At 51.2% G+C, this 16,871-nt stretch carries 16 protein-coding genes; 7 read left to right on the top strand and 9 right to left on the bottom strand.

Annotated features, from left to right (window positions below):
• Positions 1 to 50 precede the first annotated feature (50 nt).
• Positions 51 to 626 (top strand): hypothetical protein, encoded by a 576-nt coding sequence (locus tag HYT76_02735; GenBank protein MBI2082461.1) that lies wholly within the window; start codon positions 51 to 53, stop codon positions 624 to 626.
• A 109-nt stretch (positions 627 to 735) separates the two neighbouring features.
• On the opposite strand, the gene HYT76_02740 is transcribed toward HYT76_02735, so the two are convergent.
• Both HYT76_02740 and HYT76_02745 read right to left on the bottom strand, forming a co-directional pair.
• Positions 736 to 1,005, bottom strand: coding sequence for a type II toxin-antitoxin system RelE/ParE family toxin (locus HYT76_02740; protein MBI2082462.1), 270 nt, complete (start codon positions 1,003 to 1,005; stop codon positions 736 to 738).
• Positions 995 to 1,207, bottom strand: a complete 213-nt coding sequence (locus HYT76_02745; GenBank protein MBI2082463.1) for a ribbon-helix-helix protein, CopG family — start codon at positions 1,205 to 1,207, stop codon at positions 995 to 997. The genes HYT76_02740 and HYT76_02745 overlap by 11 nt, the downstream gene beginning before the upstream one ends.
• A 170-nt stretch (positions 1,208 to 1,377) precedes the next feature.
• Between HYT76_02745 and HYT76_02750 the strand changes: the two genes are divergently transcribed.
• Positions 1,378 to 2,223, top strand: coding sequence for a phosphohydrolase (locus tag HYT76_02750; protein ID MBI2082464.1), 846 nt, complete (start codon positions 1,378 to 1,380; stop codon positions 2,221 to 2,223).
• Here HYT76_02750 and HYT76_02755 read toward each other — a convergent pair.
• The gene (locus HYT76_02755) at positions 2,220 to 2,378 is read right to left on the bottom strand and encodes a hypothetical protein (GenBank protein ID MBI2082465.1); all 159 of its coding nucleotides are present in this window, start codon (positions 2,376 to 2,378) and stop codon (positions 2,220 to 2,222) included. The two genes, HYT76_02750 and HYT76_02755, sit on opposite strands and share 4 nt — an antisense overlap.
• A 97-nt stretch (positions 2,379 to 2,475) precedes the next feature.
• On the opposite strand from HYT76_02755, the gene HYT76_02760 reads away from it, so the two are divergent.
• Entirely contained in the window at positions 2,476 to 4,395 is a 1,920-nt protein-coding gene (locus tag HYT76_02760) for an Ig-like domain-containing protein (GenBank protein ID MBI2082466.1), read from the top strand.
• 3 nt (positions 4,396 to 4,398) lie between these two features.
• Here HYT76_02760 and HYT76_02765 read toward each other — a convergent pair whose 3' ends face one another.
• The 5 genes from HYT76_02765 to HYT76_02785 form a co-directional block, all read right to left on the bottom strand.
• On the bottom strand, positions 4,399 to 6,786 hold the full coding sequence (locus HYT76_02765; GenBank protein MBI2082467.1) for a thermonuclease family protein: 2,388 nt from the start codon (positions 6,784 to 6,786) through the stop codon (positions 4,399 to 4,401).
• Between the two features lie 18 nt (positions 6,787 to 6,804).
• Positions 6,805 to 9,225: a thermonuclease family protein gene (locus HYT76_02770; protein MBI2082468.1), complete on the bottom strand. Its 2,421-nt coding sequence runs from the start codon at positions 9,223 to 9,225 to the stop codon at positions 6,805 to 6,807.
• Between the two features lie 253 nt (positions 9,226 to 9,478).
• Positions 9,479 to 9,802 carry a helix-hairpin-helix domain-containing protein gene (locus tag HYT76_02775; protein MBI2082469.1) on the bottom strand — a complete coding sequence of 108 codons (324 nt, stop codon included), beginning with the start codon at positions 9,800 to 9,802 and terminating at the stop codon, positions 9,479 to 9,481.
• 1 nt (position 9,803) lies between these two features.
• Positions 9,804 to 10,010, bottom strand: coding sequence for a hypothetical protein (locus HYT76_02780; GenBank protein MBI2082470.1), 207 nt, complete (start codon positions 10,008 to 10,010; stop codon positions 9,804 to 9,806).
• A 141-nt stretch (positions 10,011 to 10,151) separates the two neighbouring features.
• On the bottom strand, positions 10,152 to 11,126 hold the full coding sequence (locus HYT76_02785) for a polyprenyl synthetase family protein (GenBank protein ID MBI2082471.1): 975 nt from the start codon (positions 11,124 to 11,126) through the stop codon (positions 10,152 to 10,154).
• A 70-nt stretch (positions 11,127 to 11,196) separates the two neighbouring features.
• Between HYT76_02785 and glpK the strand changes: the two genes are divergently transcribed.
• Positions 11,197 to 12,666, top strand: a complete 1,470-nt coding sequence (gene glpK, locus HYT76_02790) for a glycerol kinase GlpK (GenBank protein ID MBI2082472.1) — start codon at positions 11,197 to 11,199, stop codon at positions 12,664 to 12,666.
• Here glpK and budA read toward each other — a convergent pair whose 3' ends face one another.
• Positions 12,667 to 13,383 carry an acetolactate decarboxylase gene (gene budA / locus HYT76_02795; GenBank protein ID MBI2082473.1) on the bottom strand — a complete coding sequence of 239 codons (717 nt, stop codon included), beginning with the start codon at positions 13,381 to 13,383 and terminating at the stop codon, positions 12,667 to 12,669.
• 106 nt (positions 13,384 to 13,489) lie between these two features.
• Between budA and HYT76_02800 the strand changes: the two genes are divergently transcribed.
• The 3 genes from HYT76_02800 (at position 13,490) to HYT76_02810 (ending at position 16,813) form a co-directional block, all read left to right on the top strand.
• On the top strand, positions 13,490 to 14,881 hold the full coding sequence (locus tag HYT76_02800) for an Nramp family divalent metal transporter (GenBank protein ID MBI2082474.1): 1,392 nt from the start codon (positions 13,490 to 13,492) through the stop codon (positions 14,879 to 14,881).
• Between the two features lie 34 nt (positions 14,882 to 14,915).
• Positions 14,916 to 15,605, top strand: coding sequence for a methyltransferase domain-containing protein (locus HYT76_02805; GenBank protein ID MBI2082475.1), 690 nt, complete (start codon positions 14,916 to 14,918; stop codon positions 15,603 to 15,605).
• Between the two features lie 149 nt (positions 15,606 to 15,754).
• Positions 15,755 to 16,813, top strand: coding sequence for a Fic family protein (locus HYT76_02810; protein ID MBI2082476.1), 1,059 nt, complete (start codon positions 15,755 to 15,757; stop codon positions 16,811 to 16,813).
• Positions 16,814 to 16,871 lie beyond the last annotated feature (58 nt).

Raw genomic sequence — 16,871 nt, forward strand, 5'->3', positions numbered from 1 at the left:
GTCAGTCGATAACTAAAACGACAGATGTTTGCTTAAACAAGGAGGTGTTTATGGGAGATACATCGAGAGCTTTTAAAGTGTTTGAATCTTCCGATTGCGTAAGCGTTGGCGGTAGTCTTTACAGCCAGATTGTTTGTAAGAATGAGTCGGCTCGGATACTGTTCGGTCCTGGGGGTAAGGCCCAGGGAGCCGTTGTTCAACGAGATACCACTATTACGGACCCGATGGGGGTTACCTTGGAACAGGCACAGACCCAGTTTATAAGTCCCGATGGCGAAGTTATTGTTGTTGCAGGTGATGGAAGAAGTATCACTTTTGATTTAAGGCGAGCTGTTTCTTTTGTGAGAGAGCCATTGGAAGGAGTTCCGCAACCACCGGCGGTTGTTTTGGCAGCCAAGGATCATCCAAGATTCAGAGACGGGGTGAGGGATGCAACCCGTGCCTATCGTCTGGAAAAAGTTGTAGATCCTGTCGGGAAGAGGATGGAACGAGTCAGTGAGTGCGAAGAAAGTCGAGATCCCTACTCTTGTGGAGCGGCCATGGCCCATTACGAAGCATTAAAGTCAAGTGCCCAAGATGATGCGGCCTGGCGATTGTTGGGTCTTGGTGCCGTTGGATCGTGTTGAGTTTCATTTCGACTTTTAATCCTTGAGTCATTCTGTACGAGCGATGAAATCTCTGTCGTACCAAAGCCGGCTCGGTACTCAATGCCTTGAGCCAAAATTCGTTGTCGATCTAAAAAACAATCCCCTGATAGACATCTTTGCGATGACGGACCCTTAAGACAAAAACGACAAGTTGCGCCTGTTCAATCGAATAAATAATTCGAAAATCTCCGATACGGTATTTCCAAAGACCCTTATACGGCCCGGAGAGCGGTTTCCCCATCGTTGGAATCTTGGCAAGAATATCTTCGATGACATGGAGGGCTTTTTCTTTAACCTGTTTTGGGAGGTTTTTTAGGTCCTTCGCCACTCCGGCGGCATATTGAACTTTATAGACCAATTTCTTTTCTCAAACCCTTTGGAGTCAACCTTTTATCCTCTAGTCTCCCTAAAGCAACGCGAACATCTTCTGTCTCCTCAAAGTAATTCTCTAGCGCCTTTCCGATCAGCCAAGAACGGTTTCTCTCTGTTTCTTTAGCTAAATCGTCCAGCTTCTTTAAAAGCCCCTCATCCAATGTAGCACTGACATTCTGTTTTGCCATAAACCCTCCAAAAAATAATAGTTATATTATTCTATACTATTTATCATGTCAAATACTACGGCCTCTTCTCTCCGCTCCAACCACACTGGGTTATGCAGAAGAATGAATTTTGAGACAACCTCTCTTGATCCCTGTCGATCTCAACGGCAAATGGTTAGAGGGGGTCAAGTATGCAAGCAATTTTGAAGAAGGCTATTGTTGTTCTGTATCATGAGGCATGTGACGACGGCTTTGGGGCCGCGTGGGCCGCTTGGCGAAAATTTGGGGATAGGGCCCGCTATGTCGCCGTTCGTTATCAAGAGTCGCTCCCAAAAGGTCTTTCCGGGAAAGATGTCTACCTCCTCGACTTTTCCTACCCCCCGGATAAAATGCGTGAATTGCTCAGCCGAGCCAGGCGGGTCGTCGCGATCGATCATCACAAAACAGCCGATGTTTCAACCAGGATGGCACAAGTAGGCATTTTTGATCTCAACCACGCCGGAGCGGTCCTCGCCTGGCGCCATTTCCATCCGCGAGTTGAGGTACCACGCCTTCTTCGGCATGTTGAGGACCGTGATCTGTGGCGCTTTAAGCTACCCGCCACGAACCAGATCCGCGCCGTATTGAGTTCCCATCGAAAGGATTTCGAGACGTGGGATCAGATTGCCGGCAAACTCGAGACGGGGGCAGGAAAAAGGGCCCTCATACAAGAAGGGAGTGCGATACTCCGCTATCAGGAAAGGGTCGTCGAACAGATGGTTGCCTCTGCACAACTCGTTCACTTTTGTGGAACGCCAACCTACGTTGTTAATTCCCCCCTTTTATCGTCAGAGGTCGGCCATGCGTTGTCAGAGAGACTCCCCCCTATGGGAATTGCCTGGTCCCAAAGAGGCGACGTCGTCAAAGTGGAGCTTCGCTCGATAGGCGAATTTGACGTCTCAAGTTTTGCCAAAAGATTCGGTGGTGGTGGACACAAAAATGCGGCGGGCTTCAGTCTCCCCGCGGGAACCCCGTTCCCATGGGAACCAATCGTCTAAACCGCCCCTTTTCGTTTCAGAAATTTTTTTGGAACCAATTTCCGAGCCTCCGGTGTCGCCGCCTCCATTGAGATCTCTTTGCCGTTATGGGGTGGCCTATCCCCGATCCGTCTCAAGCAAACCCTACTTCCGAAAGGGTCACCCCAATGCCTCATAGATTAACAAGTTATATCAATAGGTTATTGGTCAAATTTCCTTCTCTCCTTGGCATGCCGATTGCTTCATTAAGAAGGCATGGTCCATCGGTATTGCATGATCCTGTGTCTCTTGATTGTCGGGCTGACCGCCTGTCGATCAAAAAATATCACAAACCCTGAGATGGTCAGGGACCAAAATAACCAACAGGAACCAGCAACCTCTCCGACACCTCCACCCCCAGAGAATCCTCCCCCACCTCCAGCCCCTTGTACCGGAGATGCGGAATGCCCAGAGGGACAGGTTTGTCGTGAGGGGAGTTGTCGCCTGCCAGACCCACCTCCGCCTGAGTGCACGACTGATTCTGATTGTGACGAAGATCAAATTTGTGTCGAAGGTATGTGCGCTATAACAGAGCCAGATGATCAAACCGCTCCAGAAATCGTCACGCTCGATCCTGGCAATGGTTCCTTGGGTGTCTCTCGTACCAGCTCTTTTTCCGTCACTTTTTCGGAGCCGATTGATCCCACAACGGTTAATGCAACAAATTTTCTCGTCCTCGACGCCGAAGAATTACCGGTTAGCGGCACACTTACCCAAGATGGATCGGTCGTCACGTTTACCCCCTCAACCTCCTTGGGGATGTTTCAGAACTATACCATTCGTTTATCTCAAGATCTGAAGGATCTTGCCGGTAACTCGCTCTCGACGGTACCTGCTTGGAGCTTTAGTACCGCTGATGGGACCTGGGAGGCACCACAGGAGATCGAAAACTTGCCGACATCACGAGTCGCCTCGCAGCCGGCCTTGGCAATCGATCCCGAACGCGGAAATATTGTCGCTGTTTGGAGGCAAAGAGATGGTGATGCCCCCACATCCCCCTCCAGCATCTACGCAAACCATCTCTTTATGGATTACATGGATGAATCGATTCTGGGAAATTTCAGTAATGAACCAACCCTGCTGGATTCGATTTCCGGTCATACCGCAGATCCGCAAGTGGCGTTTGATTTTGAATCAGGCAATCATACGGTGGTTTGGCGCGCGACATCGACAACGACGAGTTCCGATTACAATGTTTATGCGACCGCCTTCTCCCTCTCGATGGGGACCTGGACGAATCAAATGACGGTCGATCTTTCTGTCGGTACGGCAACCTCCCCTACCGTTGTGATGGACGATGACGATAACGCCCTCGTCGTTTGGTCCCAAATGAACAGCGGCGCCAGTAGAATTTTTATTAATGAACTCTCAAATCTCTTTGATTCATTTTCATCGACAGGTCCCATCCGTCTCTCTCAACTCGGTACCGTTGGTAACGCCTCACGTCCCCAGATCGCCGTCTCAGAATCTGATTCAAATGCCCTCATTGTCTGGGAACAACTCGCCGGCTCGGGCGCGACCCTCACAAGCAACCTCCATTATAATGTCTATGACAACAGCTTTGCTGGTGCCGGATGGGAAATCGATAACAGAACCGAAGCGGTCACAACACCACGCATCGGAAGAGATGTCGAAGGAGATGCGGTCGTCGTCTGGGACGGTGATGGAAGCATCTATTCCCGATCATACACCATCTCTGCTGGCGGTAGCACCACTTGGGGAGATGTCGCGTCTGTGGAATCGAATACGGGGCTTGCCTCTCAACCCCAGATTGCTGTTGCCCCGAGTGGAAATGCGATCGCCGTCTGGAGACAGAGAGATGATGCAGGTACCGCCTTTCATATTTATGCACGACGCTATCAGGGGAGCGGATGGATCGGTGACAGGGTTCAGATCGATCTTCCGACCGGATCCTCTTCGAATCACCAAATCACGATGAATTCAGATGGTCATGCAACCGCTGTCTGGACTCAGGCGGGACACGTCTATGCAAGTCGATTCTTTTCCTCGACCGGAATCTGGCAGACACCGATCCAGTTGGATCTTGCCCTGACCGGCACGGCCTCCGATCCTCGAGTTGTCTTGGATGAGGAGAATCGTGCCACCGCGATTTGGATTCAGAGCAGTAGTGTCTACGCCGCCCGGCTCGAATAAATCCTACTTAGCTATCGCCCCCTTCCGTTTCAGGAATTTTTTTGGGACCAGTTTTCGCGCCTCTGGTGTCGATGCCTCCATCGAGATCTCATCCCCTTTCGGATTGAGAAGAACCATCGGGAGGTTGTTGTCCCAAATCGGATCATCGGCACGCGTTTCTTTGAGATAGAGGCGCAGATGACTGGCAGGATCAAAACTGCTTTTGCCCGAGCAGGTAAAGAGCTGAACGGCCCGGTAGGGCGGAATGACGGTCCCCGGAGGCAGTTTGATCTCCCTCTTCCCGTTTCTCAATGTCCAACCGGAGAGATCGACCTCCTCGTCGCTATGATTGTAAAGACGCGTATTTTCCTTCAGATCACGAAACCCTGAAACATGTTGAAGGGGATTGAGTGCCATCACATGGACCCCTGCTTCACGTTCATGGCGGTATTCGACAGAAACCTTCTCATTCGCTTCACTTCCAGGGATATGAACCGAAACGACCTTCTTCTCCGGTCCCGCCTCCAACAACTCGACCGGTGAGCTTGAATCGAGGAGCTGATGGCGTTTTTGGCGCGCCCCTTCCCTTGCCGTGATCGATAATTCACGATTGATATTGTCATTGAATCCTGTTCCGCAGAAGAAGACTTTCACCACCTCTCCCGGTTGAAGGAGTAGGTCAGGTAGCGTCACCGTCATTTTACCATTACGGACTTTCATCCCCCCGAGAGGATAGGCGCGATCGGCGGAAAGATTGCAAACCCTGACATAGTCAATATGGGGATGGGCGTCGGGATCATTCGTAAAGGTCCGGTATCCCGTCACGTGGAGTCCTCTCCGGTAGTGCGGATATTGCCAGATTCCAAGCCCTTGTTCCTGTACCTTCAGTTGCAGCCCCAGGAAGCGATTTCTCTTCCCCGTGATATCGGGCGTGATGCAATAGACATGTGCATGTCCCGCCTCGATTAGTGCGCGATTGACATCGAGCCAGTGACCCTCCTTTGTCTGCACAAAGACATGGACCACAGGTCTCCCATACGCATCTGATCGATGAAGCCGAACACGGACTGTTCGTCCATGCATTTCGATCAGATCCGATAAAAACCAGTAAGCCTCCAGAGCCCCCAGCTCTCCTTTCGCATTCCTCGTCTCGGGGTGTCCGCTTCCTTTGGCTGCCTCGGGGCTATTGGCGAGGATCAATCGTAATGGGACAGATTCCTTCATCCCCTCAACCACCACCTCCATCGTATCCCCATCGGTGATTCCATACCCCTCTTCCTTGCCCGCTCGCATCCTGATGACCTTCAACGGTTCCTCAGAGGCATAGGGGACCCGGTTTTCGGTCAGTCCCGCCTTTCGTGTACTTTTCAGTTTTCTAATGAGAGCCGCAGCGGCCTTTTCATCACGACCCAAGCGACGTTTGGGTGGGGCAACCAACGGGAGATCCCGAAGGAGATCCGGTCCCGGCTCAAAAACGACAATCTCTGGTGGTTCCGGCAAGATTTCCGCGACTCTTTCGGCATCTGTGGCCTCTCCCCCTCTTCGGGTGAGAAGAAGGGTATCATCAGCGGCAGGAACAGCGGCCCCTTCATCAAAGGGTTGTGCCAGAATAACCCTCTCTTCCGAAAATGCCTGTTCTCTCGCGAATCGCCTTTCTTCGAACCAAAGATCCAGATGACATCGTGTTGCCTGTCCCACCTTTTCACCGGAGGCCCAGGTAAACGGCTGTTTGGTCGGCTCGTAGGCCTCGATATACCCGCGGGCAGTTCCCCCGACAAACCGCCCCATCCCCATGTACAAGAGACCGTTCCCCAGCTCTTCCCCGATTCTCTGCCACGCGGTGAGATCCCTTTTTTGTTGAAGACCGGTCGATTCGAGTGTCGATCCGATCCCGGCAGAGGCGAACGCCTGCACGACTTCCGTACCGGCATCGAAGACCAAGAGCTGACTGATATTCCGGAAGACCTGCGCCCCTCCCATCCCGAGCATTGTTGAGGGGATGGAATAAAGAAGACCGATCAGCCACTGATTCAGATTTTCGCGGGTCCTGTCTGGGGGTTCCGCCCACCCGTGCTCACCCGTTGCACGCGGGGGGGCGCCCGACCCCCAGACACCCGCTCTGACAATGGTCATCAATCCGGAAGTGACGACTGAGATCGTTGCGGATGAGAGAAAGAGTGGGAGCCAGAAACCACGGACTCCCAGATTGTTAAGTCCCCCCGTAATCCGGGGCATCAGAAACCGATTGATTCCGAAGAAGGCGGCCGAGGTCCCGGCGATTTCTGTCAGACCACCAGCGGTCAGGTGTTGGGCAAGGCCTGCCTGACCTCTGTTGAAAGAATTCGCCGCCTGAAGCCCTGTGGCTAAGGCGTAATCGCGTGTGGTGGGTGAAAATGAATCGGGGACACCCATCTGTCAGCGCCTTTGTTTTTAGAAGACGTGTCCTCTTAACGCCCTGAATTTAGGATCGAGTTTTGCGAACGCCGCAGCGCTCGCAGCCTCTTGACACATGAGATGCCCATCGGGATGGATCAATTCGAGGGGATCATCCTGGTGCCAGAAGTGATGGTCTTTTCTCCTTGATCCAAACTCCTGGAGATCCAATTCGAGGTCGATAAACATCTCAGCCCGCCCGTTCATATTATAAGGCGTCCCATCGTAGACGGAAGAGTGACTGTAGAGTTTGACCCCGTGGGCGGGTGGGAGCCAGAAATCACGCTTAATCTCGGTGACACGATCACCAACCTTTACCTTATATCCTTTGAGATTGACGTAATGGGTGCTCGTATTAAAGACGCGCAAATATTCCTTGTTTGCAGGGGATTTTCTGTCATTGCGTGATGGCTTCCAAGCGGGATCCATTTGATGCGCATATCCATGATAGCTTGTGACAAAAAGATCCTCACTCGCGAGGACTGGATGTTGCCAGATCCCACGTCGCGCCGCGCGGGCCTCTTCCTGGGCCGCAATATACTCATGAATCATCCCAGAGCTATCGGGGGTAATAAAATAGGCATGCGCCCAGCCTGCCCTGACCAGTTCCAGATTGACATTGATATACGGGTCTTCTCCCTTCGGGACCTCTCCCTTTTTCTTGAGATAGACCTCACAGACGGGGCGTCCGTAGTCATCCACCTCATAGACCCTCAGATAGACCTTATTATCATGGGCTGCGAGCAGGTCTTGCAAGAATTTCCAGCCGCCGTATGCCCCAAACTCTCCTCGCAGGCATCGCCACTCCGGTGGGAGGACTTGGTCACCGAGATATTCGTGGGTCGCCTCCAGCGTATTCGCACAGGCGAAGCGGATTGAAATCGATTCCCGCATCCCCTCCGCCCAGACATGGATCGTATCCCCATCGACGACAGGGAAGAAAAACGGATTTTCGGCCGGGTCCATATACTTCCCATCCCGGACCCTTCGAACCTGAAATTCAAGATCGGCAATATAGGGGACATCGGTATAGATTGTCTGTCCCTTGCGAAGCCCCATCCGAATAAGATTATCAGACAACTGCGCACGCAGCCGCCCCTTAACCCTTGTATCTGTGATATTTGCCGTCAGGCGATTAATCATCTCCCAAATCTGATCCTCCAAGGCTACCTTCCCCTGACGTGCTTCACCACCACCCCTGGAGGCAGGACCGAGAAGCGCCTCGGCTAATTGACCCCGCGCCCTTCTTTTCTCTCCAGGATCGCCAATCCCCTTTGTCAGATCATTAATAACATTCCAGACCTTGTCCCTCGGATTAGAGCCCAGTTTGTCGGTGATGAAGGCCTTCTCCAATCGGGTTCGGAGTTGCGCCCTCAGATCGTCACTCCTGATACCGGAGCAGACCCGATCAATCATCGTCCCAAGTTCCCGTTCGAGGGCGAGTCGTTCCCTGGGAGATTTTGTGGCAGCTGCTGCTTGAGCATCGGCAGTAGGTGCCTTTGACCTCACATCCCGTGCGCCAGGACCAAGCAACGCCTCGGCCAGTTCCGCCCTGACCCTTTGTTTCTCAGCAGGGTTCCGGATCGACCGCGTCGACTCATCGATCATATGCCAGATGCGAGTCCTCAGATTATTTCGGGTATGTCGTCGGACAAGGGTCCGTAATGCATAGGCCGCAATCCGGTTTGCTCGAACCTGTTTGATATCATCGGTCCGCTCCGGGTACCACCTCGCCTGATCCTCGCTCCCCCTTTTCCAGGGGGCGGAGATCCAAGGGGGGTTATCGAGATCGATACCGGGGGGGAGATCAGGTCGAAGAGGGAGAGCCCCCACCTCCATTGCTGCCATCTCTGCAAGTCTGATTTCTTCTGTGGACCGAAGTCGATCGACCAGAGTATCGATTCCAAACCGTAGTCGCTGCCCAACCTTCTCACCAGAGACCCAGGTAAACGGCTGTTTGGTCGGTTCGTAGGCCTCGATATACCCGCGAGCAGTTCCCCCGACAAACCGCCCCATCCCCATGTACAAGAGACCGGTCGCCAGCTCTTCCCCGATTCTCTGCCACGCGGTGAGATCCCTCTTTTGTTGAAGACCGGTCGACTCGAGTGTCGATCCGATACCGGCAGAGGCAAACGCCTGGACGACTTCCGTCCCGGCATCGAAGACCAAGAATTGACTGATATTCCGGAAAACTTGAGAGCCCCCCATCCCGAGCATTGTTGAGGGGATCGACATGAGGAGACCGACAGACCACTGCTGAAGCCCATTTTGTCCCGGGGCAAATTGATCGTATTTTAAACGCTGCCAGCCGGTCATCAAGGTATTGGTGACGACTGAGATCGCTGCAGATGAGAGAAAGAGTGGGAGCCAGAATCCACGGACTCCCAGATTATTAAGTCCCCCCGTGATCCGGGGCATCAGAAACCGATTGATTCCGAAGAAGGCGGCCGAGGTCCCGGCGATTTCTGTCAGACCACCAGCGGTCAGGTGTTGGGCAAGGCCTGCCGTGTGGTGGGTGAAAATGAATCTGGAAAACCTGCCCCCATGTTCCCAGTCCCCCTATCTGTCACTGCCATCGTCGAACCTCAAAAGAGGTTGCTCGTTATTTTGATGAAAGGAGAGATCCTCCCCTGTATGAGGCATAACCTTTTACAGGGGAGGATGAGGTGGGCTACTGCAGGGTCTTTTGAGGTTTGTTGGAGACCTCGTGGAGGGTGGACGGGCCGGTGACTGTCAGATACTTCTCGAGTTTCTGAAGCATCTTCGGGCCGATCCCCTTGATCTCGGAAAGTTCCTCAGATGACTTGAACGGATGCGCCTGCCGATAGGCGACGATCGCCTCTGCCTTCGATTTTCCAATCCCTGGCAGGAGCATGAGTTCTTGCACGGAGGCGGTGTTGAGATTCACGATCCCTTCGACCTCTTTTGTTTTTGCAGAGGCGAAAGAACTGATGAGGCTGATGGCCACGAGGGCCATAAGTACTGTTTTTTTCATGTTATTCTTCTCCTTTTCTTTGAGTTGAGTTTTTGTCCTGTCGATCCCGAATATGAAGACGGCCGTTGAGAGGATAGGCGTCGAGAATCACATTAATCGAACTATCTCGATTCAGGAAACCGACACCGATCTTCGTCCAACGTTGTTTCCCATCTCCTTCTCGATCGGGGATCGAAAAGACATCTTTGATGGTTATTGTTTCTTTCATATGAGACTCCTTTTCCCCTTCCGCGGTTAAGGGGATGAACAGGAGAATAGCAAAAGCGGTGCCATCGTCAGGATCGACGAGATTTGTTTTTGGGGAAACAAGAGACCGAAAATCGGACGGCTCTGTTTGAAAATCGGACGGTTATTGTTGTCTTTGAATAACGTAGTCTGCGAGGCAGACAAGCGCCTCTTTTTCAATGGAAGGTTTAAAGGGGGTCAAGGCCTCTTTGGCCTTTTGGATATAGCTTTGTGCCAGATCCCGTGTTGCCTGGATTCCCCCGTGATACTCAATAATTGAGATGATCTCTTTAAGACGATTTTCCTCTAATCTCTCGGCAATGAGGGCGTCCTTGATAAGGCGCCTTTCCGGTTCGTTCGCCTTTTTAAGGGCAACCAGGAGCGGAAGGGTCAGTTTGCCTTCCTTAAGATCGGTTCCCTTCGTCTTTCCGAACTGGGAGGGATCGGACATATAGTCCAGCAGGTCATCTGCGAGCTGAAATGCGATCCCGATATGGAGTCCGTATTCCCTCAAGGCCTGTGTGAATTCTTCTGAAACATTTCCCAAAATCCCGCCAATTTCACAGCAGGCGCCCATCAGTTCGGCTGTTTTACCCCGAACGATTTTTAAGTAATCGTCCTCGGTGCAGTTTAAATCATTGGATTTTACGATCTCGAAAATCTCTCCCTCTGTCGTGATCTGCATGATGCGGGTGATGAGTTCGATCACTCTCAGATCTCTCAGCCCAACAAGAAGATCCGAGGCGCGACAGTAAAAGAAATCGCCGACCAAAACGGCAATCTGATTTCCCCATCGTGAATTGGCCGAGGTTTTGCCCCTGCGGAGCTCCGCATTGTCAATCACATCATCATGCATGAGGGTGGCGGTGTGGAAGAACTCCATCGCGACGGCGGATTCGATGATCCTTTTATCCCTCGCCCCCGAAATTCGCGAGGAGAGGAGGCAAAGAATCGGGCGGAGCCGCTTCCCGCCGTTTTGAGCGACGTACTGCGCAATATCGGTCACGAAGGGGCTCGAAGAGACGAGATTCGCCTGGATGGTGCGATCGACTTCGGAGAGTTCGGATTTGATCGGTAGACAAAGCTCTTCGAGATTCATTGGCGAGATGGGCTAACCCAGTTTCCAAACCTTGTCAAAAGCGAATTCCCGTGCTACCGGCGATCCGTTTATGAAGGATCTTATTCTTGCCATCGATCAGGGGACGACCGGCACGACAGTCATTATTTTGGATCGTGAATTGCGGATCCTTGCCAAGAGGAACAATGAATTCCCCCAGCATTATCCGAGGCCGGGTTGGGTTGAGCATATTCCGGAAGAAATTTGGGAGGGGACGGTCAAGACGATCGGTCAGGCGATCCTTGAGGCGAATATCCGTCCTGAAAGGATCGCAGGGATCGGCATTACGAATCAACGTGAGACGACGATCCTGTGGGATCGCAAGAGTGGTCGATCGGTTCATCCTGCGATCGTCTGGCAGGACAGGCGGACAGCACCGCTTTGCGAAAAACTCAAGAAATCAGGGTGGGGAAAAAAGATCAGAGAAAAAACAGGTCTTGTGCTCGATCCCTATTTTTCTGGAACGAAGGTTCGGTGGCTCCTGGATAATGTCCCGGGCTTAAGGAAAAGGGCTCGAGAGATCTGTTTTGGGACGATCGATAGTTATTTGGTTTACCAATTGACCGACGGGGTTCATCTCACTGATGTCTCAAACGCCTCCCGAACCCTGTTCATGAATCTCAAAGAGTTGGAGTGGGACGAGAAGCTTCTTCAGCTCTTTCGTGTGCCGAGGGAGATTCTTCCTCGTATCGCCTCCTCCTCAGAGGTTTATGGTTATACAAAAGGGCTGACCGTCCTGCCCGATGGAATCCCGGTCTGTGGAATGGCCGGGGATCAGCAGGCGGCCCTTTTTGGGCAGGCCTGTTTTGGTTCTGGTGAGGCGAAGTGCACCTATGGGACAGGGTCTTTTTTGCTCATGAATACCGGCAGAAAAATTGTTCGGTCTCGTTTTGGGATGCTGACCACTGTGGCATGGAAATTGGGTGGAGAGGTGACGTATGCGCTCGAGGGGAGTGCCTTTATCGCCGGCGCGGCGGTTCAGTGGCTGCGTGACGGGCTAAAATTTATCCAGAACTCCTCGGAGATCGAGGTGCTTGCCACCTCTGTCCCAGATAGCGGCGGTGTTTCGTTTGTCCCGGCGTTTGTCGGTTTGGGGGCGCCCCATTGGAATGCCGAGGCGCGGGGTCTCATCTGTGGTCTCACCCGCGGGACAACATCGGCGCATATCGCGCGTGCGACCTTGGAAGGGATCGCCTTCCTTCAATATGATATTTTGCAGGCGATGCAGAGGGATTTGGGAAAGAGATTGAGGATTCTTAAAGTGGACGGTGGGGCCTCGGCGAACAACCTCTTGATGCAGTTTCAATCAGACATTTTGGGGGTCGAGCTCTCGCGACCCCGGATGATCGAGACGACCGCATTAGGCGCCGCGTTTCTTGCCGGCCTTGCGGTCTCTGTCTGGAAAGATAAATCAGAGATCGCCGCTCATTGGAAAGAGGATCGACGGTTTAAGCCTCAAATGAAAAAGAGAGAGATAGCGACTCATCTGTCTCGCTGGCATGAGGCGGTCAAGAAGGCCTGATTATTTTCCTGAGGCGACCTGATGACGGGGTGTCTCGTCGATCGAGACGTTGATCTCGGCAGTCGTCAGTTCGAGCAGATGGCCGCCACCCTGTTTGTCTTCTGTCAAAAAGTGGAAGTGATAGCCGGGGATATTGGTCCCTTTTGCCGATTCTGGGCAACGAAAACCGACGAGGGTTCCTTTCACCTCTTTAAATTCAAAGGTTCGTTCTGTCTTCAAGGCCTCTTCGAGAGGCGGATACGGTTTTTTCTGGGCCACAGGGGTTCTTGCTTTGAGGTAGGAAAAACTCCCCTCAATCTTTACGGCATAGAAGGTTTCTTTATTCAGGAGCAGACTGTCCAGAAACGCCTTGAGCTGTTCGAAGTTGAGTGGTTGATCCGTCGTTGCCTTTCGATCAGTCTCAAAAAATGTCACCGTGGCAAAAGGGGTCTTCAGGGAATCGGCCATGGCAGGGCTAATCGCGTACACCTTCCCATCTTCCTTGACCTGATAGAAGCTCCCATCGAGTTCGATCATTTCTCCATCCAGACGATTAAAGGTGCCAAGTCCGAAGTCCCCCTGTTTCTTGACCGTGCTGAGTTTGATTTTTCCATCATAACGACCTGCGATAAGGTCATCTAGCTTTGAGGTTTGATAGATCAGGTCGGTATCCGGCTCGGCCCAGGCGATCGGTATTGCCGCCAGCAAAAGAAGTAAAAGGGATAAGACTTGTTTCATGGTGAGTCCCTTTAACCTGAAGTGGTTGGATTCTGTCAAATGAAAAAGCTTGGTGATGGAGTTGCGTTCCTTGACTCACTGGATGAAGTTTCTTATGAGGTCAACCATGTCTCAGAATTTGAATTCGTCTTCAGCGAAAGTCTCAATCCCGGTATTCCCCGGTTTATTGAAAATGTTGGGCCCCGGTATTGTCTGGATGGCGTTTGCGCAAGGGTCCGGGGAACTGATCTGGTGGCCCTATCTCACGGCAAAATACGGTCTCTTCTTTCTCTTTTTGATCATTCCGGCAGCCCTCCTTCAATATCCGATTGCTTACGAGATTGGCCGTTACACCCTCTGTACTGGTGAAGGGATCTGGCAAGGATTCATCCGCCTCAGCAAGGGTTTCTCATTTCTTCTTTGGCTGCTCATGCTTGTCACCTTTTTCTGGTTCGGGGCCTATGCCTCGGCGGGCGGGACGGCATTGGCAGAGATCACCGGGTTTCCCAACGGTTGGAGCCAAAAGGGGCAATCCCTCTTTTGGGCCTACGTCTCGATGGCCGTTTTTCTCTTCCCACTCCTTTTGAGTCGACGCGTCTACCGATTCATTGAAGGTTTGATGTGGTTTGTGGCAATCTTTACGGTTGTTGGTCTCATCGTTGCCTCTCTACACCCTTCCGTCTTGGCGGTTGCCCCTGAATTTTTGCGAGGGTTGATCGGGCTCTCTGGCCCGATCGCTCGCCCGTGGGAATCTAAAGATGCCGCGCTCTTGGTGACCGCCATTACCTTCATGGGGCTCGGGGGATTTTTTAATCTCTTTTACTCCTATTGGCTCAAGGAAAAAGGGATTGGCATGGCGCGGGTCCAGGATGCTGCAGGGGTTTCCCAGGTTATGGCTGATTCCTCAGAGAATCGGAGAGAACTTTTTCGCTGGCTTCGATTTCTACGGTTTGACGCGAGTGTCGGCATTGTCGGAAATTTATTCACGACTCTGATAGTTTGCCTCTTGGCCTACGCGGTGCTGTTTCCTCAAGGGGTTTATCCCGATAAGTGGGAGATCGCCGTGGTTCAATCTCGTTTTTTTGAGTTTCAGTGGGGTGCCATCGGAAAGGTCCTTTTTCTCTTTGTCGCTGCCGCCTTTCTTGTCGATAGTTGGTTGACCGCGATTGACGGACTCAGTCGGATCAATACCGATGTTGTTTCTCATCTTTTCCCAAGTGCTTCGAAAAAAACGCCTCGCTGGTGGTACCTTTTCTTTCTCCTGCTCTTTACGGTGATTACCGTCGTCACGATGCCCCTGGCCCAACCTGGCACCCTCATCTTGATGACAGGGATTTTGAATTTCACCGGGACCGTTCTCTACGCGATTCCGCTCTGGATCCTTAACTATCGCTGGTTGCCGAGGCAGAACCCCTCTTTTGTCCGACCGAGTTCTTGGGCCTCGACCTTTCTATGGATTTCTATTATTGCCTACTTTGTGTTGATGATCGCCTTTCTCTGGGTGAAGTTTTTAGGTTAGAGATGGCCGGGGCGCCCCTTTAAATTTTTCTAAGATGTCACCGAGAACCAGCACAAAATATTTCCGGCACACGATAGCTCAAGAATACGACGGTCATGTGAAGAGCATGATTCACCATTATGAAGAGATGCAATCGGCGATTTTGGATCCGATCTTTCATTCGCCGAGGAGAAAGTTGAAATTTCTTGATCTGGGGATGGGGACTGGCAACTTGAGCAAGCTTATTTTGGAAAGGTATTCCAATTCACAAGTCACAGGGATCGAGGTCTCATCGGATATGATGGATATCGCCAGGCGGAAATTAAGGAAATTTGGCAAAAGAATCCAATGTGTTCATAGCGACTTCACACAGATGGCGTTTCCGGATTGTCGTTACGATGTGATTGCCTCCTGCATGTCTCTCCATCATATTGAGTCGCCCGCTGCTAAACAGAGATACTATCGCCAGTTGTATCATTCATTGAGGAAGGGCGGCATTCTTACATTTGGTGAACCGATAAAGGGTGAGAGCCGGTTTTTGGATCGATACTATTGGGGTCGGATGGTCTTGTTTATAAAACAAAACTACAGGCACCCTCAATGGATCCTCAAGCATGAACGAGAGGAAGATTTTCCGGAGAAGATTGCTGATCATATGCGATGGCTTACCAAAACCGGATTTAGAGATTCTCATGTTGTCTGGCGACGGTGGAACTACGCCGTCATAGCGGCGTACAAAAAATGACTCACTAAGAAAATTAATCTTAAAAGAACTGATTAAGATAACTTTCTTTGCTAATGAAGTGTTCTGAAAATGGTTATTTTGGTATAATATATGGTATGTTTTTTGGTTAATTATTGATTTATGGTATATTTTTTAGTATATTTTATGGAATGAAGAGACTTATTCAGACCCCTTTAAATCCTGAGGTCTTAAGATACCTCCAGGAGATCGCTACCTTTAATGAACGTTGGAAGGTGGTGAACACATCCCCGGATTTTTATTCGGACCTTAAAAAAACGACGATCATTACTTCCGCCGGAGCTTCAACACGAATCGAAGGGGCCCATCTCTCCGATAAGGAGATCCTTAAACGTCTCGATGGAATAAGAATTCAGAAAATTCAGGATAGAGACGAGGCTGAAGTTGCCGGATATATCGACTCGATGAAATATATTTTCGATCAATTCAGGGAACTTGCCATCTCGGAACACACCATTCGATCCCTTCATCAGATGATGTGCCAGTATCTCTCCCATGACATTCTTCCGCCCAATCAACGGGGTGTCTATAAAAACATTACAAATGCCGTTATTCGAGTCGATCCTTCAACCGGAAGTCGGGAAACCATGTTTGAAACAACCCCTCCCGGTCCTCAAACGGAGACCGCGATGAGAGAGTTGGTGGAGGACTACACTCATTTTATAGAAGACCCAAATTTTTCAGATCTGGAGGTCATCGCAGCATTTATTGTCAAATTTTTGGCGATCCATCCTTTCCGGGATGGAAACGGCCGGATCTCCAGACTACTGACCACTCTTTGTCTTCTCCAACAGGGGTATGAGTTTAGTATGTTCGCCTCCCATGAAAAGATTATTGAAGAGAACAAGGATCAATATTACGTTGCCCTGCGTCAAACCCAAGCGACATTCAAGGACTCGCCCGACCTGAATCCATGGTTTCTTTTTTTTCTGAAGGTCTTGGAGAAACAAACGGATTTTCTCGAAGGTAAATTAATGCCTAAAAAGCTGGGGAGAATGACCGCCTTGGAGGATAAGGTATTGAAGTTAATTCAGGCACATCAGCCTGTCTCTATCGGATTTTTGGAGCGCGAATCAAAGATCAAGAGGGTAACTCTAAAAAACATCCTCAGTCGCCTCAAACAACAGGGCGTTATTGAGATGTCAGGTGAGAGGAAGGGGAGTTCCTACAAATTAGCCACCTCGTTATAATCCTCAAGCATGAAAGAGAAGAAGTGCCCTTACCCGCCGTTGGCCGGATAATTTGAGA

Source organism: Deltaproteobacteria bacterium, from assembly GCA_016180845.1.
Classification (GTDB): Bacteria; UBA10199; UBA10199; order JACPAL01; family JACPAL01; genus JACPAK01.